Genomic DNA, 21,614 nt, shown 5'->3' with positions numbered 1-21,614 from the left:
ATCCTATGCCCTGAACGTCCAAGACTTGTTTAAAACGAAAGTAACCAGGAACACCCCGGCTGTCGCTATCAGTTGCGCCAACAAGTAATAGACATGCATCAGCGAATGCAAAAGGTACATCGCCAGCATGTTTAAACAAAAACCAAGTACCGCTATGGCAAAAAATCTGACTGCGGTCTCGGCGTATCGCCCACCTGCACCCCTGAACACATAACGCCGGTTAAGTTCGTGGTTGATTACTGCGCCAACCAAAAACCCAATACCGGTTGCAACAAGAACGCCAACACCCGCAAATTCCACAAAGGTGTAAAGGGTCAGATAGTGAAACAATGTGCCAACGATGCCTGCCAACCCATAGGCAGCGAGCTTATTCACCATTCCTTCAGCATTCGTCAGCATTTTCCATTCACCTACCTAAACCGGTACTCCACCCCAACCAACACCCAGTTCTCGTCGTACTCCCGGGTAGGTACATCACTTACTTTTCTTTCGTGCCCGACTTTCGCCACCAGGTTGAAGTCCCGGGTTGCCTGGTACTCGGTACCGGCTTCCAGCCTGAGTGTGCGGTCATCTGCCTGGTCGCTCTGGAACTTGGTGTAGTCATAGCCGATGCCGGCGTAACCACTGGCCAATTCCGTCAGAGGCCTTGAATAGCGCGCGTTAAGCCCGGACTTGTCCTCACGCTCCGGTGATTCCAGATAATCCGCCTGGCTGGCATACAAATCAACAGTCAGGGATGACCGGTCTGAATAGCGCTGGTTAATACCGGTAGAGAGCGTGGTAGTTTCAACCGAGATGCTGTCACGCAGGTTGAACTCGAACTCACCAAACCGGATGTCAAAGCTGGAGGTGCGGTCGGTTAGCTCCCGGGCACCGCGCAGGTACCAATCCAGGCTTGGGGTAATGGTGCGTGTGAGGTCCAGCTCGCCGATCAGGCCGTCGCTGCTTTGGGTGGTTGAACCAAAGCGGGTTTCTATTTCGCTCACCCCAATGGCACCAGACAATCTTGTGGTCGCCCATACGTTGGAAAACGTCAGTCTGGCGCTCTTTACATCAACCTCTGCATCGGTGTCGTACTCGGTACGGCTGTATGAGGTGCTCACACCTGCAGTCAGTGTCTGGCTTACGATGTGGTTCCACGCCACAGAGCCGATGTAGCGTTCGCTGTCCGATTCTTCTGGCTCACTGAACTCGACGTTTTCATATCGGGCCGACAAGTTCAGCCAGTTGGTATCGTTCACGCGCAAAAGGTAACGGGGGCCGGTGCTGAATACGTTTTTGCGAGTTCGGTTGTCTGGGGTGTTGCTCTGGGTTGCGTCCTGGTTCACTTCACGCAGGTTGTTGCTGACATCCCAGTAGAAACGGTTAGCCAGTTCGCAATCACCGTTGAAGTCCATCTCGCCGTACGCTTCGTTATCGAAGGTGCTGTCTTGCCAGTACGAATAGCCCAAGGTGCCGGTAAAGTCTGCATTACAACGGCCGGGGTCAGTGCGATAGCCAGCTCTGATGTAGGCCCTGGTTTCCATATCACTGGTTTCACCGCTACTGGCTTTGCGGGCATTATCGGTGAAGCGGGTGTCCAGGCCCCCGGTGACCTCTGAATTACCTTGGGCGGTGGTTGCAACTCCGGAACATGCCAGCAAGAACCCGATCGCCAGTATTCTGCTGTGGGGCATCCCTGCGCCCTGCTTGCTATCCATTGATCACCGCTCCCACAAATTTATCCGGGTTGAAAGCCGTGGCAGCATGCTCAGCGGTGGTTGCTGTGATCTTGCCGTGAGGAACCACCAACATAGCGTAGTCGCACAATTCGGTCAGAATCCTTGCATCAGGTGATTCAGAAATGGGCGCAGTATCCAAAACAATGAAGCGATCTGGGTAGCGGCGGCGAACGGCTTGCAGGAACTGCTTCATTCGGAACGATGTAAAGAATTCCGACGGCGTTTCGCGGCGGCTGCCAGCCGGGATCAGTCTCAGCCTCGGGATACCCGTTGGGTAAAGGATTCTGGCGATGTCATAGTCTGGGTCATCCAGGAAGTCGGTCAGGCCCGTTTCCGGCAAAACATCCAGAGTGGTGTGCAGGGACGGCTCCCGGAGGTTGCAGTCAATGATCAGCGCGGTTTTCGCCTGGTCAAAGGCAAAGGCTGCGGCCAGGTTGAGCGCAACGAAGGAAGATCCGGCCCCAGAGGAGGCTCCGCTCACCACCAGGGTGAAATTGTTGCCGCCAGAAAGCTCGAGAAGCTTGGTCCGCAGGTCCCGAAACCGGTTAACGAGAGTACGGTTGCGGGATTCAGGATAGATAATGCGGCGTTCGTCCAGGTCATCAGGTGTCAGCCGCCTGGGCTCCTGCATCCGCACAATCTGCTTGCTTATGACGTATTTGTCTACAGCGCCCGGTCCCAGCTCAAGGGAGCTGGGTACCAGCATTCTGGAATCGTCTTCGTCAAAGTGTCCGAGCTCCTGCTTGAGACGCTCTTTGCGCTTCAACCAGAAAGACTGCTCATCCGCACTGGGAGCGCCTTGCTCCTCTGATTGTCCAGAGCGTTGCTCTGTTGGATCCAGTTCGGGCTGATCATTTCGTTGTTCTGGCATCAGATCACTCCCAGTTGGGCGAGCACAACGATGGTGATATACACCGCTGCAGTTAACACGACAAAAATGCCGACCATCATGGTGACCCGCCGGTCCCGGCGTTTCTCAAAGGGGGTGCGCACTTCCGGTATTTCGATCAGCACCGGTAACCCGATGCCGTCTTCAAGCTGCTTACGGGCACGAATTCGGGGATCGACCTGGAGCAATCCGGCAACCGCCCCAAAAGGCGCTGCCAACCCAAGGAAAAGCCCGGCCATGGCGAACATGGAAAACTGGGGGCCAGAAGGCGTTCTGGGGAACTGTGCCGCTTCGTTAATTCGGTAATTCAGGCCCTGCCCTTCTATATCAAGATGCATGGACACCCGCGCTTTTTCCCTGCGTTTGAGCAGGTCGTCATAGATTTCGCGGTTTACTTCCATGTCTCGGGTGAGTTCCGAGTACTGAGCTTTATTGGCCTGTATGCGCTCCATCCGCTGAGTCTGCTGCTCCATAAGGCGCTGTAAGGAGTTGATACGGGTATCAATGGTCGCCATGTCGGCCCGGGTTTTGGAGAGTGCAGCGCTGAGTTCCTGATAGAGCGGGTTTACAGCCTCTTCGCCATCGAGCGATGTGGTACCGCCTTGCTGTGCCGCAGCCAGATCCCGTTGGCGTTTGAGTTCGGCCAGCTGTTCCTGGGTGATAACGATGTCCGGATAGGTGTCGTGGTATTGCAGCCTCAAGGCATCCAATCGCTCTTCCAGTGTCCGAATCCGCTCCCGGAAAGCATCCTCGGTTCTGCCCTGGCGAATGGTCGGCCGGATGTTGTTGAGTTGTCCCTGCAAAGAAGCAATACGGGTTCTCAGCTCTTCCTTCTCTAGCTGAGCCAACTCCAGCTGGTTGCGCAGCTGGGCCATTCTGGAGTTTGCCTCCTGCTCCGTGCCGTCGGTGTTTTCAGAGAGGAACCGTTTCAGGCGATTTTCGGCCTGGGCCAGCTGCCTCTCGTAGCTTTTCACCTGTTTGTCGATGAAGTCGTAAGCATTGCGGCTTTCTGACCGTTTCCGGTCTTTGGTCTCTTCAATGAACACCTGGCCCAGCTTTTGGGCTACACGGAAGGCTTCCATCTGGGAAGTCGAGGAAAAGCCAATACTGAAGTAGCTATCGCCCCGGGGGCGCACCGATAGCCCACTTCGGATTTTGGCGATGCGCCCTTCCAAAGCATCCGGGTCCATGGGAGCGTTACGGTAAATCTCCGGGTCTGAGGCCACCCGCTCAATCAACGTTCGGCTCATCAGAAGCTCTCGGGCCGCCGATGTTCGATCATTAATCTTGGTGGTAACCGCACGCCCTTCCATCAAGGGCGCAATAATATTCCGGTCATCCACGAAGATAATGGTGTCTGCCTGGTACTTGTAAGGCCATATAAACCCGGCACCCAGCACCGCAAAACTGACAACCACAAACAACAAGAACGCCAGGCCCTTGCGCTGGCGCACTTCGCGAATAATCTCTTGCGGTAACTGCGATAACGGTAATGCCATAACTACACTCGATTCGAGACCAATGGTTCAGACAACGTCTGTCAGAAACTGCGTTCCGGGATGGTCAGGATGTCGCCCGGGCGCATGGAATAATTGGTTTCAACCTGGCCCTTGCTCAGGATGTCATCCAGCTTTACAGGGATGGCAACTACCTCGTTACCCACCTTGCGGTACAGCATGGACCTGTTGAGGGCAGCAAACTCGTTGGCGCCGCCAGCATTGAGAAACATATCCAGTACCGTCATACCACTGCGATGGGGAATAGACACAGGCTGGCGCACAGCACCGGTCACACGCACCCGGTCAGTGAACTCATGGCTGCCCATGGAGGTCACCACCACGCTTACCTGCGGTTCACGTATATATTCAGCCAGAGATGCCCGGATTGAGCTGGCAAGCTCCTCAGGCGTTCTGCCACTGGCCTGAACATCGCCAACCAGCGGTACGGATATCTTGCCGTCTGGGCGTACGGGTACCGAGATGCTCAGGTCCTCGTTGCGCCACACAGATACCCGGACAACGTCCGTAGCACCAAGTATGTACTGGTCCACACTGTCGCGGGTATCCAGTGCGAGTGCTCGCTGAATCTTGTCAGGAGAAGATGCGGACGGCCCTGCACAACCTGTTGCCAAAGCTACCGCCATGAAGGACACAAACAGCCCTTGGGTGAGATACTTCCGTGACATCGTATACCCTCTCTTGTGAGGTCCGTGCTGCATTCCATGTTTCGGGAACAGCTTACTCCCGAAACTACCTTGATCCTTTTTTGAACAATACCACTTCTACTGTCTGAATTATAACCAACAGATCAAGAAGCAAACTCTGATTCTTGATGTAATAAAGGTCGTAACGAAGCTTTTCCCGGGTGTCTTCTTCGTTGTCTGCGTAGGCAAAGCATAGCTGTGCCCAGCCAGTCAGGCCCGGCTTTACGCGGTGGCGTTCCGAATAAAACGGAATCTTCTCTGCTAACTGCGCCACGAATACCGGGCGTTCCGGCCTTGGCCCTACAAACGCCATGGTGCCGTTAAGAACGTTAAAGATTTGTGGCAGCTCATCGATCCTGACTTTCCGGATAAACTCGCCAACGCGAGTTACCCGGGTATCGTTCTTTTTTGCCCAGACGGCTCCGTCCTTTTCGGCATCGGTGATCATCGAACGGAACTTATGAACCTTAAAGACTTTATTGTTAAGCCCCACCCGCTCCTGGCTGTATATCACCGGCGCTTTGAAGCCGTCTTCCAGTTTGATGGCAAGTGCGGTGAGGATCATGATGGGAAACGTCGCCAGCAGCAGTGTGCCTGCGGCGAGAATATCGAGCGTTCGCTTGCCAGCACCGTAGACAGATGACACGGAGAAACCATCCGAGAACACCAGCCAACCGTGGCTGATCATTTCCAGGGCCACTTTCCGCGATTCCCGCTCATAGAAATTGGCACCGTCAATAATACTGACACCTTCCATTTTGCATTCCAGAAGGTCTTCCATCGGCAAGCCGCGCCGGCGGTCATCTACAGCTACCACGATCTCCCGAACGGGATGGCGCAATACGTAGTCGTGTAATGATGTGGGCAGGTTGATCAGGTGCTGATCACCCACTTCGATGGGTTCGTCCGGAAGTGGGACAAAGCCATCAAGCGTGAACCCCTTGCGGTTGAATGGGGTGGTGAGATCTTCCAGCAGTTGCCTGGCCCGGTGCCCTGCGCCAAGCACCAACACACGGCGTTTGAATGCCTCTTTGCCAACCAGGGCAAAAAACAGGACGCGCACTATGCCTAACGAAAAAATGGCCAGGACCGTGGCGGAGGTAAGCAGGCCGAAGCTGCCCAGATACCAAAGCCAGTCATCGGCAATGAAGTAAGCGAAACCGTGAACCGGTATGGCGAGAATCATGGCCATGATGGTTCTTAGCATCATGCCGGACATGCCCTCTTCCACCCGCGACTGATGCACACCCAAGGCAATCATAACCAGCAGGTTAAACAGGGCAAACGTAATGATGGAGGGAAAGACAAAATACAGGTGTTCAAGGAAGAAACCGACTTCACCAAAAAAGCGGAAGAACACCGCCAAACCAAAGGCAAAGCCCATCACGACCAGATCAATCAGGCCAAGGATGACGAAAGGTAAGTGAATATAGTGTCTGAACAACCTGACGTGGGCCACGTCGACTCCTTGTGCGGTTCACACTGCACTGTACTGCCAGCATCCTTTGCTACACACCGTAACAAACCGTAACAGAATTGTACTTCAATCTCCTGAAACTTCAATGAGTCCTTTAAAAACAAAGATCGGAATCTCACAGATGAGATCCCGATCATACGTTTGACCCAAGGGTTTACTTGTTACGGCGACGAACACCCAACAAGCCAGCCAGGCCCAGACCCAGCAGACCAAGCGTACCCGGCTCAGGAACACTCGCCACAGGCTCGTCAGGAATGTCGACGTTGTCGAGGGTTTCACCCATCACATAGGAGTAGCTCAGCTTGACCAGGTCACCCTGGAACAGGTTGCCAATGTTGAACGCCAGGCCAATGACGTTATCGCCATCGCCGTCGTTCTGACCGGCCAGGTAGGTATCCGGGTCATAGCTCCAGGACGAGGTGATACCGGTGTTATGCTCGATCGAAGAGTTTGTGTACAAGCCAAGGGTCAGGCCAGTCTGGGCGCCCTGGGAGTTTACAAAGTCTTCCTCGGCAATGCCTGCTCCGCCTCGGGTATTGATGGTGTTGAAACTGCCGTAGGTGTTTACATCGGGATCCGGATCAATCGCCCGCAGGAATTTCAGGCCGGTCAGGTCAGTCAGGGCCTCGATAGAGGTCAGGACATCAATGCGCTCGTAATTGTCATTGAAGATGTATTCGTGGGTGATATTGAACATCCCACCGTAGGTTCCACTCCAAAGCACGTGGTTATCGAAGGCGGAACCGCCACTGATATCCGTCAGGGAGGTGGAACCAATGTTGCTGGGCCAATCATTGTTATTGTGAACGTTGCCGAACTGATCGGCCTTCACACCAAACATTTCCCAGGGACTGCCAGGAGTCAGATAGTCCTCTGCGCCCCAGCTGCGTGTGCCGCTTGGATCGTGCAGCAAGCCAGGGGAGGTCGTTCCGCCGTAACCCAGCGTGCCGTTGTCGCTGATGGCGGTACGAACATAATCACCTTCCATGATGATCGGTGCCGCCAATGACGTTGCTGAGAAAGCAAGTGTCAGGGCCGCGCAACCTGCCAGCAGTGCCGGCTTTTTGAATGATTCAGGAATACGATTCACTGTCTAATCTCCCTTTAGATAAAAAATCCGCGTTGTTGGTCGGCGCTTATAACCGCCGGCCAAGCGGTCCGTGCAGCAATAAACTGTCCAGTTTCACGTCAGGCTTTAAATATCAGGGAGATAGAGGAACTTTAGAAGGGAAAAACCGGAGGTGTATCCGGAATGTGTAAAATCCTTCAACACCTCATAGGTCTGACTGTAACGAATCAGAAACAGTCGCCGGGCACCCTCACCCAGCCTTCCATGATAATCCGCGCGCTGCGGCTCATGATGGCTTTGGTGGCGGTCCACTGGCCGTTAACTTCTTTGGCTTCAGCACCCACACCCAGGGTTCCGGAGGGGTGACCAAAGGTGACTTCGGTGCGATCTCCGCCGCCGGCCGCCAGGTTCACCAGGGTTCCGGGAATGGCGGAGGCGGTGGCAATGGCCACGGCAGCGGTGCCCATCATGGCGTGGTGCAGCTTGCCCATGGACAGCGCTCGAACCAGCACATTGATGTCTGCCGCGTTGATCTGCTTGCCACTGGACGAGACGTAATCCACTGGTTTGGCTACAAACGCCACTTTTGGCGTGTGCTGGCGGTTGGCGGCTTCGGCGACGTCCTTGATCAGCCCCATCTTTACCGCGCCATGGGCACGAATGGTCTCAAACATCGCCAGTGCTTTGGGGTCGCTGTTGATGTCGTTCTGCAGCTCGGTGCCTTTGTAGCCGATATCTTCCGCATTGACGAAGATGGTCGGTATACCGGCGTTGATCATAGTGGCCTTCAGGCTTCCGACGCCCGGTACTTCCAGGTCATCCACCAGGTTACCCGTGGGGAACATGGCGCCTTCGCCATCGGCCGGGTCCATGAACTCGATTTTCACTTCTGCGGCCGGAAAGGTCACACCATCCAGTTCGAAATCGCCGGTTTCCTGCACTTCACCGTTGGTGATGGGTACATGGGCCACGATGGTTTTCTGGATGTTGGCCTGCCAGATACGCACGGTACAGATACCGTTGTCTGGAATGCGGTCTTTGGCGACAAAGCCGCCGTTGATGGCGAAGGCGCCTACCGCAGCTGTCAGGTTACCGCAGTTGCCGCTCCAGTCCACGAACGGCTTATCGATGGAGACCTGGCCGAACAGGTAGTCCACATCGTGGTCTGGTTGGGTTGGCGCCGCCAGGATGACCGTTTTACTGGTACTGGAGGTGGCGTTGCCCAGGCCGTCGATCTGCTTTTCGTAGGGATCGGGGCTGCCGATGACTCGCAGCAGCAGCTTGTCCCGTGCTTCGCCGGGCACCTGGCAGGGCTCCGGCAGGTCTTGCAGGCGAAAGAACACGCCTTTGCTGGTGCCGCCACGCATGTAGGTGGCGGGGACTTTGATTTGTGGGGGGAAGCTCATGGTGTGCCTCGGGTTTGGAGTCTGGTTCTAAAGTGGGGTCTGACCCCATGCGGGGTCAGACCCCTTAGGTTCGGAGTTTGGATCCAAAGTGGGGTCTGACCCCATGCGGGGTCAGACCCCTAAAATCAGCGCTCGGGGTCAGACTATTTCCCTCGCCGCCTGGTTACGCAGCACCTTCAGAAGCGAGGAAATCCTGCGCGAAGCGCTGCAGTACGCCGCCTGCGGTGTACACGGTGACTTCTTCTGCTGTATCCAAGCGGCAGATCACCGGAACACGGTCCACTTCGCCGGTCTTGCGGTGAATCACCAGTTCCAGTTTGGCTCCCGGTGCAGCCTTGCCTTCCACATCGTAGGTTTCGGTGCCGTCCAGCTGCAGGGTGTGGCGGGTGGTGCCTTCCTCGAACTGGAGGGGCATTACGCCCATACCGATCAGGTTGGTGCGGTGAATGCGTTCGAAGCCTTCGGCCACAATCGCTTCCACGCCCGCCAGAGCAACGCCCTTCGCCGCCCAGTCACGGGAAGAACCCTGGCCATAGTCGGCGCCGGCTACGATGATCAGCGGCTGCTTGCGCTCCATGTAGGTTTCGATGGCTTCCCACATGCGCATGGTCTTGCCTTCCGGCTCAACACGGGCCAGGGAGCCCTGCACTACTTCGCCGTTCTCGTCCCGAACCATTTCGTTGAACAGCTTCGGGTTGGCCAGAGTCGCGCGCTGGGCGGTCAGGTGGTCACCACGGTGGGTGGCGTAGGAGTTAAAGTCCTCCTCCGGCAGGCCCATTTTGTGCAGGTATTCACCTGCTGCCGAGTCCATCATGATGGCGTTGGACGGCGACAGGTGGTCGGTGGTGATGTTGTCCGGCAGGATTGCCAGCGGGCGCATGCCCTTGAGTTCCCGCTCAGCGGCCATGGTGCCTTCCCAGTAAGGCGGGCGGCGGATGTAGGTGGACTGCGGGCGCCACTCGTACAGCGGGCTTTTGGCCTGCTCGGCAGCATCCAGATTGAACATCGGAATGTACACCTGCTTGAACTGCTCCGGTTTCACGAATTCGCCAACGATGCGGTCGATTTCTTCATCAGACGGCCACAGATCTTTCAGGGTGACCGGCTTGCCATCCTTGCTGTAACCCAGGGCATCCCGCTCGATATCAAAACGCACGGTACCGGCGATGGCGTAGGCCACAACCAGGGGCGGAGACGCCAGGAACGCCTGTTTGGCGTAAGGGTGAATCCGGCCGTCGAAGTTACGGTTACCAGACAGCACTGCTGTGGAGTACAGGTCGCGATCAATGATTTCTTTCTGGATTTTCGGATCCAGGGCGCCAGACATCCCGTTACAGGTAGTGCAGGCGTAGGCCACGATACCGAAGCCCAGCTTTTCCAGTTCCGGCAGCAGGCCAGCTTCTTCCAGGTACAGGCGGGCAACCTTGGAGCCCGGCGCGAAGGAAGATTTCACCCACGGCTTGCGCACCAGCCCCAGCTCGTTGGCTTTCTTGGCCACCAGGCCGGCAGCCACTACGTTGCGAGGGTTGGAGGTGTTGGTGCAAGAGGTGATGGCCGCGATGATCACTGCGCCATCGGGCATCAGGCCCTTCTTCTCTTCTTCCAGTGCCTTGTCCAGGTTAACGGCAATGCCACGGTCATGCAGATCGGAAGTGGCAACACGGCGATGCGGATTGGACGGGCCAGCCACGTTTCGCACCACGGTAGACAGATCAAACTCCAGCACGCGCTCGTACTGGGCTTCGGTCATTTCCGTGGCCCACAGGCCGGTTTCTCTGGCGTACTTCTCTACCAAGTCTACCTGCTCTGGCTCACGGCCGGTCAGTTTCAGGTAGTCGATGGTTTGCTCGTCGATGTAGAACATCGCAGCGGTGGCACCGTATTCCGGAGTCATGTTGGAAATGGTGGCACGGTCACCGATGGTGAGGCTGGACGCACCTTCCCCGAAGAATTCCAGATAGGCGCCAACCACGCGCTCCTTGCGCAGGAATTCGGTAATGGCCAGCACGATATCGGTGGCAGTGATGCCCGGTTGGCGCTTGCCAGTCAGTTTCACACCCACGATATCCGGCAGGCGCATCATGGACGGACGGCCCAGCATCACGGTTTCCGCTTCCAGGCCACCCACACCTACCGCAATCACACCCAGGGCGTCGATGTGCGGGGTATGGCTATCGGTGCCCACGCAGGTGTCCGGGAAGGCAATCGGATGACCGTCTTCGTCCGGGCGGTTCTGGATCACCGGAGACATTTTCTCCAGGTTGATCTGGTGCATGATGCCGTTACCGGCTGGAATCACGTCTACGTTCTTGAACGCGGTGCGGGTCCAGTTGATGAAGTGGAACCGGTCTTCATTGCGGCGGTCTTCGATGGCGCGGTTCTTTTCAAACGCGTCCGGGTCAAAGCCGGGAGCCTCAACGGCCAGGGAGTGATCCACGATCAGCTGGGTTTGTACCACCGGGTTCACTTTGGCGGGGTCTCCGCCCTTCTCTGCGATGGCGTCACGCAGCCCGGCCAGGTCCACCAGGGCAGTCTGGCCGAGGATGTCGTGGCACACTACCCGCGCCGGGTACCAGGGGAAGTCCAGGTCGCGACGGCGTTCAATCAGCTGCTTCAGGGAATCGGTAAGGGATTCCTTGTCGCAGCGGCGAACCAGCTGCTCAGCCAGGATCTTGGAGGTGTATGGCAGCTTGGCGTAGGCGCCGGGCTGGATAGCCTCCACCGCCTGGCGGGTGTCGTAGTATTCCAGGTCGGTGCCTGGAAGGGGTTTTCTGAATACGGTGTTCATAATAATCAGCTCCGCTCTTCAATCGGCAACCAATCCTGATGCTCAGGACCAGTGTAGTCCGCGCTCGGGCGGATGATGCGGTTGTTGGCGCGTTGTTCTTTCACGTGGGCGGTCCAGCCGGATACCCGCGACATCACGAAAATGGGGGTGAACAGTTCGGTGGGGATGCCCATGAAGTGATAAGCAGATGCATGGAAGAAGTCGGCGTTGCAGAACAGTTTCTTCTCGCGCCACATGACTTCTTCACAACGCACAGAAACCGGGTACAGCACAGTGTCGCCTACTTCTTTCGCCAGTTTCTCGGACCATTGCTTGATGATAGCGTTGCGCGGGTCGGACTCTTTGTAGATGGCGTGTCCGAAGCCCATGATTTTCTCTTTGCGTTCCAGCATGCCCATCAGGCCGGCTTCGGCCTCTTCCGGCGTCTGGAAACGCTGGATCAGTTCCATGGCCGCTTCGTTGGCACCGCCGTGCAGCGGGCCACGCAGGGAGCCGATGGCGCCGGTTACGCAGCTGTGGATATCAGACAGCGTGGAGGCACAAACGCGGGCGGTAAAGGTTGACGCGTTGAACTCGTGCTCCGCATACAGGATCAGGGAGACGTTCATCACCCGCTCGTGCAGCTCGCTGGGCTTCTTGCCGTGCAGCAGTTCCAGGAACAGGCCACCGATGGAGTCGCATTCGCTGTTGGCGGTGTCGATGCGCACGCCTTCGTGGGCGAAGCGGTACCAATAAGTGATGATGGCCGGGAAGGTGGCCAGCATGCGATCGATCTTGTCGTCCTGCTCGCTGAAATCGTTTTCGGTTTCCAGGTTACCTAGCATGGAGCAGCCGGTACGCATCACGTCCATGGGGTGAGCGTCTTTGGGGATTTGCTCAAGCACCAGTTTCAGGGCGTCTGGCAGGTTGCGCAGGCTTTTGAGCTTGGCTTTGTAGGCGTCCAGCTCGGCCTGGTTTGGCAGTTTGCCGCGTAGTAGCAGGTAGGCTACTTCTTCGAACTGGGCGTTGGCGGCGAGATCGGTCACGTCGTAGCCGCGGTAGGTCAAGCCGGTGCCGGTTTTGCCGACGGTACACAGCGCGGTTTCGCCAGCTACCTGGCCTCGCAGGCCTGCGCCACTAAGTTTCTTTGCTTCAGCCATGTTGGTCTCCCGTTGTTTCTGATTTTTCTGTTGGGGTTCTGTCCCCAGGGTCTGACCCCGAATGGGGTCTGACCCACTTTTGCCCGTTGATGCAGGGACTAGAACCCATTGCGTCTATCGGGTCTGACCCCGAATGGGGTCTGACCCACTTTTACCTCGGTCATTCTCCGGAGTCAGCTGTTCCAAAATGGGGTCAGTCCCCATGCGGGGACAGACCCCTTACTCCGGAGTCTGCTGTTCCAAGGTGGGTCAGTCCCCATTCGGGGACAGACCCCTTACTCCGGAGTTAGCTGTTCCAAAGTGGGGTCGGTCCCCGTTCGGGGACAGACCCCTTGGGACAGCCCCCTTATTAGTCCTTTTTCTGAGCAAACAGCTGGTCCAGCTTTTGTTCGAAGTCGTGGTAGTTGAGGAAATCGTACAGTTCCATTCGGGTTTGCATCAGGTCTACCACGTCTTTCTGGTCGCCTTTTTCCAGGATGTTCTGGTACACGGCCAGGGCGGCTTTGTTCATGGCGCGGAAGGCGCTCAGGGGGTACAGAACCATGGCGGCGCCGGCTTCGGCCAGTTCGGAGCGGTTGTACAGCGGGGTGGCGCCGAATTCGGTGATGTTGGCCAGGATCGGGGCGTCGATGGCTTCGGCGAAGGCTTTGTAGTCGCTCAGTTCGTGAACGGCTTCGGCGAAGATGCCGTCGGCACCAGCTTCGATGCAGGCTTTGGCGCGGTCGATGGCGGCTTCCAGGCCTTCTTTCTGGAAGGCGTCGGTGCGGGCCATGATGAAGAAGTCTTTGTCCTGGCGGGCATCGGCAGCAGCCTTGATGCGGTCGACCATCTCTTCTTTGGACACAATCTCTTTGTTCGGACGGTGGCCACATCGCTTCTGGGCAACCTGGTCTTCAATATGCACAGCCGCAGCGCCGGCACGTTCCATTTCACGAATGGTGCGGCCGATGTTGAACGCGCCACCCCAGCCGGTGTCGATATCAACCAGCAGCGGCACTTCTGTGGCGGCAGTGATGCGGCGCACGTCTTCAACAACGTCGTTCATGGTGGTCATGCCCAGATCCGGCAGGCCATAGGAGGCGTTGGCGACGCCACCACCCGACAAATAGATGGCCTGGTGCCCTACCCGCTCCGCCATCATGGCGGTGTATGCGTTGATGGTACCAACGATCTGCAGTGGATGGTTTTCTTTCAGGGCCTTGCGGAAACGAGCGCCCGGGGAGAGTTGGTTAGCCATGGGACATTACCTCTTGGATCAGATTGTTAACACGCCTTGCTGAATCTTTTGTTCGATATTCTGGCGTGCGGCATTGATGTGTCTTTTCATAAGGAATTCGGCGAGTTCGCCATCGCGCTGGGCAATGGCTTCGACGATACGGCGGTGTTCACCCAGCGCCATGTGTGGGCGCCCGGCGGAGGTGCTTAACCGGTAACGGTACATGCGCACCATGTAATACAGATCACCCAGCAGCATCTGGGCCAGCTTGGTGTTGCGGCTGCCGGTGGCAATCCGGTGGTGGAAATCGTAGTCACCCTCGGCCTGGTAATAGGCCTGGCCCTGGGCTTCTTCAATCATTTTCTCGTGACTATCCAGTGTAGCTTTCAGGTCGCGGATTTCCTCATCGGTCATCCGTTCGGCGGCCTGGCGGGCAGCCAACCCTTCCATAACTTCACGAATTCGGTACAGCTCCAGCAGCTCTTCAGCACTGACAGATACCACTTTCACACCAGCATGGGGCCGGCGCACCAGCAAACCACGGGACTCAAGGCGGCCAAGCGCCTCTCTCAGGGGACCACGGGTGAGATTAAAGCGGGAGCAGAGTTCGACTTCGCCGATCTTTTCACCGGGCGCAAGGTCACCCATCACGATGGCGGTTTGCAGACAATCAAAGGCTTCATCTGCACGAGTATGTACTTGGGCCGGAGCTTGAACCATGTTTTGTTAACAATCCAATGAGTGATGCTGGTGAAATTACGCCCAACAACCCGGATTGTCAACAATAGAACCTCTATCTTAAGTCGTATTGTCTACAGTCTGGTTGAGTCGCCTTTCTACAAACGCCTGTACGCGTGCGCCCCAGAACGACGAAACCGGAGCATTCCAAGCACATTTATGCAAGTCAGCAAGAGCCTGGGCATCCTCCAGGGCAAGAGAAAGCGCCTTCTTATCCATCGTCGGGTAGCCGGATTTCACGCATTGTTCGACGGCCGCATCTATCGATGCCCGTTTCGCCCCCCGGGCCTTGGGCCGGGCAAGGTGCCGATGAAGGCGGTTAGCCGGCGGCACAATGATCGCCCGCTCCAACGGTGTCAGTTCCTGATCCACGGACAGCCGTTCTCGCAACTTCCGTGCGTCTTCCAGTAACGGGATCGGGGTCAGGGTGTCTGGTATCTGTAACAGGTGATATCGCCCCAGAGCTTCTCTTTTGCTGATCCGACTCAGCCAGACCGTCGTTGGTGCCGCCAGTATCAGCGGTACCGAAACAGGCAAGGACCAATAGAAAAACATAGGGTCGAGTGCCATCGCGAACAATGACCAACCACCACCAACCAGAAAACCTGGCAGATGCTGTACCAGCGCATCCCGCCAGCGAATCTCTTCTGTTCGGTTCTGGGCCGCCCAGCCCAGTCGGAGGTTTAACAGTGCCGAGACAACGAATCGGCTATGGGCCAACATCCGGATGGGCGCCAGGAGCACGGAAACCATGATCTCCAGAAACACACTGATCAAAAGGCGCGGCCCCCCTCCATACCTTCTCAATTCGCCTTTCAGGACGACATCCGCAACGGCCAGAAACTTTGGTAAAAAAAGAAGGGCCAGCGTACTGGTCACAAGGAGAATCGCCCACTCGGGCCGCCACTCGGGCCATAGAGGGAAAAGACTTTCATGACCGTCCGGGAAGTAATCTATCGGAGCCAGGGTAAGCTGTACGGCGGCAATCGTGGTCAACACCAGAAAGGCCAGCCACAACGGCGAGGCCGCGTAAGCCATGATGCCGTTCAGGAACGCCAGACGGTGAGCCATTCGGAGCTTCGGTGCCAGCAGCATAAGGAAGGCATGCTGCAGATTTCCCTTCGACCAACGCTGATCCCGGGCAAGCTCATCATCCAGTGTTGGAGGGGATTCTTCATAGCTATGGGCCAACGTCGGTTCCAGCCACACTTCGTATCCGGCCCGCCCCAGAAACGCCGCTTCCACGAAATCGTGGCTCATGATCGGCCCGCGCCAGATGCCAAACCCTGACAACTTACGCAACCCACAGTGAGACATGAATGGTGCCACGCGAATGATCGCGTTGTGGCCCCAGAAGACCGCATCGCCCATCTGTATGGCCGCCAGCCCGGTGGCAAACAATGGCGAGTAGAGCCTGCTGGCGAACTGTTGAATTCTGGCGAAAGCCGACTGGCCGTTAATCACTGTCGGTGCGCTTTGCAGGATGCCAACCCTTGGCTCAAGGTTCATCAAACGAACCATTTTCCTGATGGTGTCGCCGGCTAACAGGCTGTCTGCATCCAGAACAACCATATATTCATACCCTCGACCCCAGCGACGCAGGAAATCTGCGACATTACCGCTTTTGAAGTTCAGGTTAACCCGACGTCTACGGTAAAAAATCTTCCCTTCTGCCCCCAGCTCTGTTACCAACCGGTACCAGGCGGCCTGCTCCTCCAGCCAGACCTCAGGGTCCTGGCTGTCCGACAGGATAAAGAAATCAAACTGGTCGAGCTCTCCGCTGCGCTCAAGATCCCGGTACATGGCCTTGAGGCCTTCCAGAGTCCACCTCACCGGCTCGTGATAGATCGGCATTACCACAGCCGTCCGGGAAAGCGGCGCTGCGTCAATTTCAGGGGAGGAATGGCGGTTAATCAGGGAGTGTCGGTCACCACCCAACAACCGGAGAACAAAGCCGTATACCGCCATCCAGAAACCAAACGAAATCCAGACGTACAACAGGGCGAAAAGAAGGACGATACCGACTTCCACGGGCGTGCCCCCATGGTAAGGCAGCACCTGCAGAAGCAAATTGCCGGCAATCAGGGTCTGGCCGCCAACCAGCAAGATCAGCGCACACCGCCTGACCGCTGCCCGCAGACGCCACGTTCTGCACTTTTGCTCAGGATGAGCCATGAGCGTAGTACCCGATACTGCCACGCTGGAATGGTGGGGCAACCTTGGGCAGTGCGTCCTCCGCAATCCGGAAGTAATGAGGAATGCGTTCAAGGAGCCAGTCAAAATCCTCAGGCTGTGCGGCCGACTGCTGTAAATCCGAGAGCATCTTAAGGGCGGTGTCGAACGTGGCGGTATTCAATTCCAACCCACAGGCTTCAAGGTACACAAGCAGGCGCCCGAGTAACTGATACTGGTTCATGGCATCCATACCGTTCCCCCTGTTATCGCTGACTTCCCGGACCGACACCTGGCGGTAATGAGTAAGTCCAGGTTTCGGTGACCACCTGGTCATCTAACTCCAGATAACCGCGCAACTGCAGAATACTGTCTTTCGCAGGCCTCGCTAATATCGACAGGCGCCACTTATTCTCGGGCTGCACCCATTCAACAAAATGCTCGAGAACCTCGACACCATCGCCACCTGAGACCTTGCTGACCACCGGTGCATCGGGCTCGATGTCTGCAAGCTGGCCGCCTGCAAAGTCCACCAGAACACGGTAAGCACCGGACTGATCACCACCGCCAATGCGATCACCGGCGCCGATGAACGTATTGACAGCCTTCCCGCCCGGATGGCGGGCAACATCTGGCCCACCGAATGTCATGGAATACTCAAGCGACCGCTCTGCCCCACCGGTAACCTTATCGTCGGGACTCCAGAACGCCACTATATTGTCGTTGGTTTCATCGTCGGTCGGGATTTCCACCAAGACAACGTCACCCGCTCCCCAGTCATCGTCCATCGAAACCCAGGCACTGGGACGGCGCTCGTAACGGGCTTCCAGATCTTCAAAATGGCGGAATTCTGTATCTCGCTGTATCAGCCCGAATCCGGCAATGCGACTGGTCTGATGGAAACTCGTGGCAAGTCTTTTGGGATTGATAAGTGGGCGCCATAGCCACTCTCCGGATTCGCCGTCGTGAATGAGCAGGCCATCGGAGTCGTGTACTTGCGGTCGCCACTCGCCGTCAGGTCGCGGAGTATTCTCACCATAAAAGAACATGGAGGTAAGCGGGGCCAGTCCGAGCAATTCAATGTCGTCACGGATAAACAGCCTGGCTTTCACATCAAGTCGGGTCTCTTCTCCTGGATAGACCGTAAACTGGTAGGCCCCGGTCAGTGACGGACCATCAAGCAGGGCGTAAACCCGCATCTCTTCGCTGTTACGTGCAGGGCGCACCAGCCAGAAGTCTGTGAAGTCAGGAAACTGCTCACCAGAAGGCAATCCGGTGTCAACCGCCACACCTCGGGCCGACAAACCAAAGGCGGTGTCCTTGCTGACACCCCGGAAGTAGCTGGCCCCGGCAAAAACCAGAAACTGGTTGGCGATGTCCGGGCCATCGAAAGGAAAGGTTAGTTTGAAGCCGGCGTAACCGAGATCTGCGGGTACCCGCTTGCTCAACTCACTATCGGGCATGTTGAACAGGCTTTTATCGAATTCCAGCTTGCTGACACCTTCGGCATCCACAACGTATATATTGACCGGGCGCGTGTAGAACTTCCCGGCCGGAACAAGCATTACCTGAAACTTCGATGACGCCTCTTTCCACAGGTTTTTCTCGGGATCAAACCGGATCGACTGATAGTCCTGATAGCTGAGATTCCGCATAAAATCCGGGATGGTGTCGGGAGCCTGGTAAGCTGAACCAGCCCGTTCACGAGCCTGCTCCACCACGTCCTCAAACCGGAACTCGGCTGCCGTCACTGTGGTGAATGACATCAAACCCAGAACCACAAGCCATACTGTCCCTGAGCGCATAGATCCTTCCTCAGTCCACGGGTGATTACTTCAATCTAGCATCAGGGCGGAGGGAATCTACAAGTGACAACTTCGTAAGCGATCAGACACTATATTTTTAAGCTCATGGAAAGTCGCACATCCGGGTGGTCTGGAACGACAATGGCTTCGGTGGTTGTTCCAAGTACCCGGCCAACGCTGACATCGGCACTGAACTTGCGGGCAGAAAGGCCGAGGGACAGCTCCCCGGAGGTGACGTGGCCCGACTGGTCCTGCTGGAACGATACGTCGGGAACCCAGCCCCGCAGCACCGACAGCCTGACACTGGACAGCATTTGGGGGAAAAACGGCACGTTAAAGGTGGGGCTGCGGCTACCGAGCCGCAGCCAGCCACCCTCCGCCACACTCAGGGATTGGCCGCTAAAACCCGTCGAAAGCGCTGAGCCAGCAACCTGCAGACGGTGAGATCCGGGAATGTCCGCAGAAGCAATTTGATATTGCCCTTCAAGATCCCATTGCCAGTCCAGCATTTCCCGGTCCAGGGACGCCGTAAACAACATTCGCCCGAACTGATCGTCCTGGGAATCCTGATAACCAACCGCCGTGCGTTCCGCCTCTGTCTCAATGCCAGTGACAGCCCTGAATCCACTGGAGAGACTGAAGCCGCCCACCAGGTCATGGCGCCCCAGGGCTTCAAAGCCCAGGGTGGATACCTCGTAGTGATTTCTGTGGTTTTCATCGCTCTGCCGGGTCCACGAACGGGTTACAGAGTTATACCCTGCCCGCCCCCGGATACTGTAACCGCTGACGGAGAACAGCGGCCGGCTTCCGGTTACGGCCACGTCGCGAATTCGGCCGGCCTTCTGATAGCGGGCCCCCTCAACCCTCGACACTTCATCATAGGCGGTGTTGGTCAGCTCCATTCTCAGCTGGTTGCGCCCCACCGGCAAGCCATAGCCAAACCCAAGGACCTTGCGCTCGTTACTGACTCGATAAGTCTTGGAGTCCGCGTATCGAAGATCAGCCCGATGACTTTCACCGAACATATTCTTCAACCCAAGGTTCAGCGTGCCGTCAAGGCGATCTGAATCGTCGTTGGTACGTCCTGAAAACTCGAATTTCGACCGTAGCCAATGCTCGCGGGTGGCTTTCAAACGGTCCTGAGCAAACAGGGCTTCCTGGGTGCTGAGAGCATTCTGCTCGGAGAGTGAAAGCTCGCTGGCACCCCCCTGCACCGAAAATACAGCCAGTGCGCACGAAAACAGTGCAATGGAGCTCAGTTGAGGGCCGTGCCGTTTTGCGACCAGCGGATGTGCCATTCAGTACCCGTAGAAGTGTCAAGATCGTGTAAATGTGCTGAAGCTTTGCCACTTTAAATTATGGAGAGCCGGGCAACCACCCTTGTCATCATAATTTTACAATTTTAATGTTTACTTAAATCAGTGTCTTAGTGCGCCAACTGAAACTATTTTCGAGATATTTCAATCGCTCAGCGGAAGTAGGAAACAGGTCACAGAATTACCAACAATCAACATTCAGAAATGAAATCCTCCAACTCGCGAAACAACTTGGTTACACTTGGCACACTTTGTGGGACGGCTCCCAGCATGCAAGATTCAAACTAAGGATGAACACCATGATCAAAAAGTGCCTTTTCCCGGTAGCCGGCTACGGCACCCGCTTTCTCCCGGCCACCAAGGCCATGCCGAAAGAGATCCTGCCAATCGTTAACAAGCCGCTGGTTCAGTACGGCGTAGAGGAAGCTGCCGAAGCCGGAATCCACGAATTCGGCTTTGTAACGGGCCGCGGCAAGCGTGCCATCGAGGATCACTTCGACATCAGCTACGAGTTGGAGCACCAGATTGCCGGAACCGGAAAAGAAGGCCTGCTAACCTCCATTCGCGACCTGATCACCAACAACACCTTTGCCTTCACCCGTCAGAACGAGATGAAAGGCCTGGGGCATGCCATTCTGACTGGCCGCAACCTGGTGGGTGACAACCCATTCGCGGTGGTGCTGGCTGATGACTTCTGTGTGGGGCCGGAAGGCGAGGACGGTGTTCTGGCGCAGATGGTGAAACTGTACAACCAGTTCCGCTGCTCCATCGTGGCTATCGAAGAAGTGCCGCAGGATGAAACCCACAAATACGGGGTGATTGCCGGCGAGTCCATGAAAGACGGCCTGTACCGCATTACCGACATGGTGGAAAAGCCGGCTCCGGAGGACGCACCCAGCAACCTCGCCATCATTGGCCGGTACATTCTGACACCGGATATCTTCGACATTATCGAACGCACCCCTCCGGGCAAGAACGGTGAGGTCCAGATTACCGATGCACTGCTGGAGCAGGCGAAGAACGGTTGCGTGCTGGCGTACCAATTCAAGGGCCAGCGTTTTGACTGCGGCAGCATCGACGGCTTTGTGGAAGCCACCAACTACGTTTACGAGAATATCTACAAAAAAGGCAAGTAACCTGGCTTACCGGGGCGGTTAACGCCCCAGCAGCTGAAGGACCATGCGCCGGTTTTCCGCGGTTGCCTTGCGGAACCGGCGCAGCAGTTCCAACTCTTCCTCTGATAGCCGCAATCGGTTCAGCTCCCGTTCCAGCTCTTTCAACGCGACAGACAAATCATCGCTGTTACTGAACGCCAGCCCCGGCAACTCCAGCTGACCGCTGTCACCGCCATCATCCATATCCAGCAGTTGATCCAACGGCGTTTCGGTTTTCAGACACACATCCAGCAGTTCACTGACGCCCGGATAGCTCCGTTGCTTGGGATCTGTGGCCTCCCAGCTGCCTACCCGGGCTTCGTCCACTCCGCACATATTGGCCACATCCGCCAAAGACAGCTGCCCGGTCTGCCGGAGTTGCCGCAAGCGGCGATGAAAGGACTGCAGGTACCGCATAGCTCAGTGTCCCTGAAAAATTGGCTGGAAAAGTGAATCAATCCGGAAATGTATCGTACATATAGCTTTGCACACAATCTGCCTATACTGAAACCACAAAACCA

General features: G+C 56.5%; 18 protein-coding genes. 1 reads left to right on the top strand and 17 read right to left on the bottom strand.

The window, feature by feature from the left end; genetic code table 11:
• Window positions 1-3 precede the first annotated feature (3 nt).
• From QUE75_RS09170 to QUE75_RS09095, 16 genes are all read right to left on the bottom strand, one after another.
• Window positions 4-399: a GtrA family protein gene (locus QUE75_RS09170; RefSeq protein ID WP_286255305.1), complete on the bottom strand. Its 396-nt coding sequence runs from the start codon at window positions 397-399 to the stop codon at window positions 4-6.
• A gap of 11 nt (window positions 400-410) precedes the next feature.
• Entirely contained in the window at window positions 411-1,700 is a 1,290-nt protein-coding gene (locus QUE75_RS09165) for an outer membrane beta-barrel protein (protein WP_286255304.1), read from the bottom strand.
• Window positions 1,693-2,592 (bottom strand): P-loop NTPase family protein, encoded by a 900-nt coding sequence (locus QUE75_RS09160; RefSeq protein ID WP_286255303.1) that lies wholly within the window; start codon window positions 2,590-2,592, stop codon window positions 1,693-1,695. The genes QUE75_RS09165 and QUE75_RS09160 overlap by 8 nt, the downstream gene beginning before the upstream one ends.
• The gene (locus QUE75_RS09155) at window positions 2,592-4,109 is read right to left on the bottom strand and encodes an XrtA system polysaccharide chain length determinant (RefSeq protein ID WP_286255302.1); all 1,518 of its coding nucleotides are present in this window, start codon (window positions 4,107-4,109) and stop codon (window positions 2,592-2,594) included. The genes QUE75_RS09160 and QUE75_RS09155 overlap by 1 nt, the downstream gene beginning before the upstream one ends.
• Window positions 4,110-4,150: 41 nt before the next feature.
• On the bottom strand, window positions 4,151-4,795 hold the full coding sequence (locus tag QUE75_RS09150) for an XrtA/PEP-CTERM system exopolysaccharide export protein (protein WP_152438014.1): 645 nt from the start codon (window positions 4,793-4,795) through the stop codon (window positions 4,151-4,153).
• 64 nt (window positions 4,796-4,859) lie between these two features.
• The gene (locus QUE75_RS09145; RefSeq protein WP_061331062.1) at window positions 4,860-6,272 is read right to left on the bottom strand and encodes a TIGR03013 family XrtA/PEP-CTERM system glycosyltransferase; all 1,413 of its coding nucleotides are present in this window, start codon (window positions 6,270-6,272) and stop codon (window positions 4,860-4,862) included.
• Window positions 6,273-6,444: 172 nt separating this feature from the next.
• Window positions 6,445-7,380, bottom strand: a complete 936-nt coding sequence (locus QUE75_RS09140; RefSeq protein ID WP_061331061.1) for a PEP-CTERM sorting domain-containing protein — start codon at window positions 7,378-7,380, stop codon at window positions 6,445-6,447.
• 206 nt (window positions 7,381-7,586) lie between these two features.
• Complete coding sequence (prpF, locus tag QUE75_RS09135; protein ID WP_061331060.1) at window positions 7,587-8,765, bottom strand: 2-methylaconitate cis-trans isomerase PrpF; 1,179 nt, start codon at window positions 8,763-8,765, stop codon at window positions 7,587-7,589.
• 163 nt (window positions 8,766-8,928) lie between these two features.
• Entirely contained in the window at window positions 8,929-11,553 is a 2,625-nt protein-coding gene (gene acnD / locus QUE75_RS09130) for a Fe/S-dependent 2-methylisocitrate dehydratase AcnD (RefSeq protein WP_286255297.1), read from the bottom strand.
• 5 nt (window positions 11,554-11,558) lie between these two features.
• Window positions 11,559-12,692, bottom strand: coding sequence for a bifunctional 2-methylcitrate synthase/citrate synthase (gene prpC / locus QUE75_RS09125; protein ID WP_286255295.1), 1,134 nt, complete (start codon window positions 12,690-12,692; stop codon window positions 11,559-11,561).
• A gap of 349 nt (window positions 12,693-13,041) precedes the next feature.
• Window positions 13,042-13,929, bottom strand: coding sequence for a methylisocitrate lyase (gene prpB, locus QUE75_RS09120; protein WP_061331057.1), 888 nt, complete (start codon window positions 13,927-13,929; stop codon window positions 13,042-13,044).
• An 18-nt stretch (window positions 13,930-13,947) separates the two neighbouring features.
• The gene (locus tag QUE75_RS09115; RefSeq protein WP_058089623.1) at window positions 13,948-14,628 is read right to left on the bottom strand and encodes a GntR family transcriptional regulator; all 681 of its coding nucleotides are present in this window, start codon (window positions 14,626-14,628) and stop codon (window positions 13,948-13,950) included.
• Window positions 14,629-14,706: 78 nt separating this feature from the next.
• Entirely contained in the window at window positions 14,707-16,821 is a 2,115-nt protein-coding gene (gene mdoH, locus QUE75_RS09110) for a glucans biosynthesis glucosyltransferase MdoH (RefSeq protein WP_286255292.1), read from the bottom strand.
• Window positions 16,808-17,071, bottom strand: coding sequence for a hypothetical protein (locus QUE75_RS09105; protein WP_058089622.1), 264 nt, complete (start codon window positions 17,069-17,071; stop codon window positions 16,808-16,810). The genes mdoH and QUE75_RS09105 overlap by 14 nt, the downstream gene beginning before the upstream one ends.
• A gap of 13 nt (window positions 17,072-17,084) precedes the next feature.
• Window positions 17,085-18,623, bottom strand: coding sequence for a glucan biosynthesis protein G (locus QUE75_RS09100; RefSeq protein ID WP_061331055.1), 1,539 nt, complete (start codon window positions 18,621-18,623; stop codon window positions 17,085-17,087).
• Window positions 18,624-18,712: 89 nt separating this feature from the next.
• Complete coding sequence (locus tag QUE75_RS09095) at window positions 18,713-19,921, bottom strand: ShlB/FhaC/HecB family hemolysin secretion/activation protein (protein WP_286255290.1); 1,209 nt, start codon at window positions 19,919-19,921, stop codon at window positions 18,713-18,715.
• Window positions 19,922-20,238: 317 nt separating this feature from the next.
• Here QUE75_RS09095 and galU point away from each other — a divergent pair, with 317 nt between their 5' ends.
• Window positions 20,239-21,075: a UTP--glucose-1-phosphate uridylyltransferase GalU gene (gene galU / locus QUE75_RS09090; RefSeq protein ID WP_061331053.1), complete on the top strand. Its 837-nt coding sequence runs from the start codon at window positions 20,239-20,241 to the stop codon at window positions 21,073-21,075.
• Between the two features lie 18 nt (window positions 21,076-21,093).
• Here the strand turns inward: galU and QUE75_RS09085 are convergent, their stop codons facing one another.
• Window positions 21,094-21,510, bottom strand: a complete 417-nt coding sequence (locus QUE75_RS09085; RefSeq protein WP_286255288.1) for a helix-turn-helix domain-containing protein — start codon at window positions 21,508-21,510, stop codon at window positions 21,094-21,096.
• Window positions 21,511-21,614 lie beyond the last annotated feature (104 nt).

Source organism: Marinobacter shengliensis, assembly GCF_030297115.1.
Taxonomy (GTDB): domain Bacteria; phylum Pseudomonadota; class Gammaproteobacteria; order Pseudomonadales; family Oleiphilaceae; genus Marinobacter; species Marinobacter shengliensis.
The sequence above is the reverse complement of the archived record's forward strand: the minus strand, read 5'-3'. Positions and strand labels throughout refer to the sequence as shown.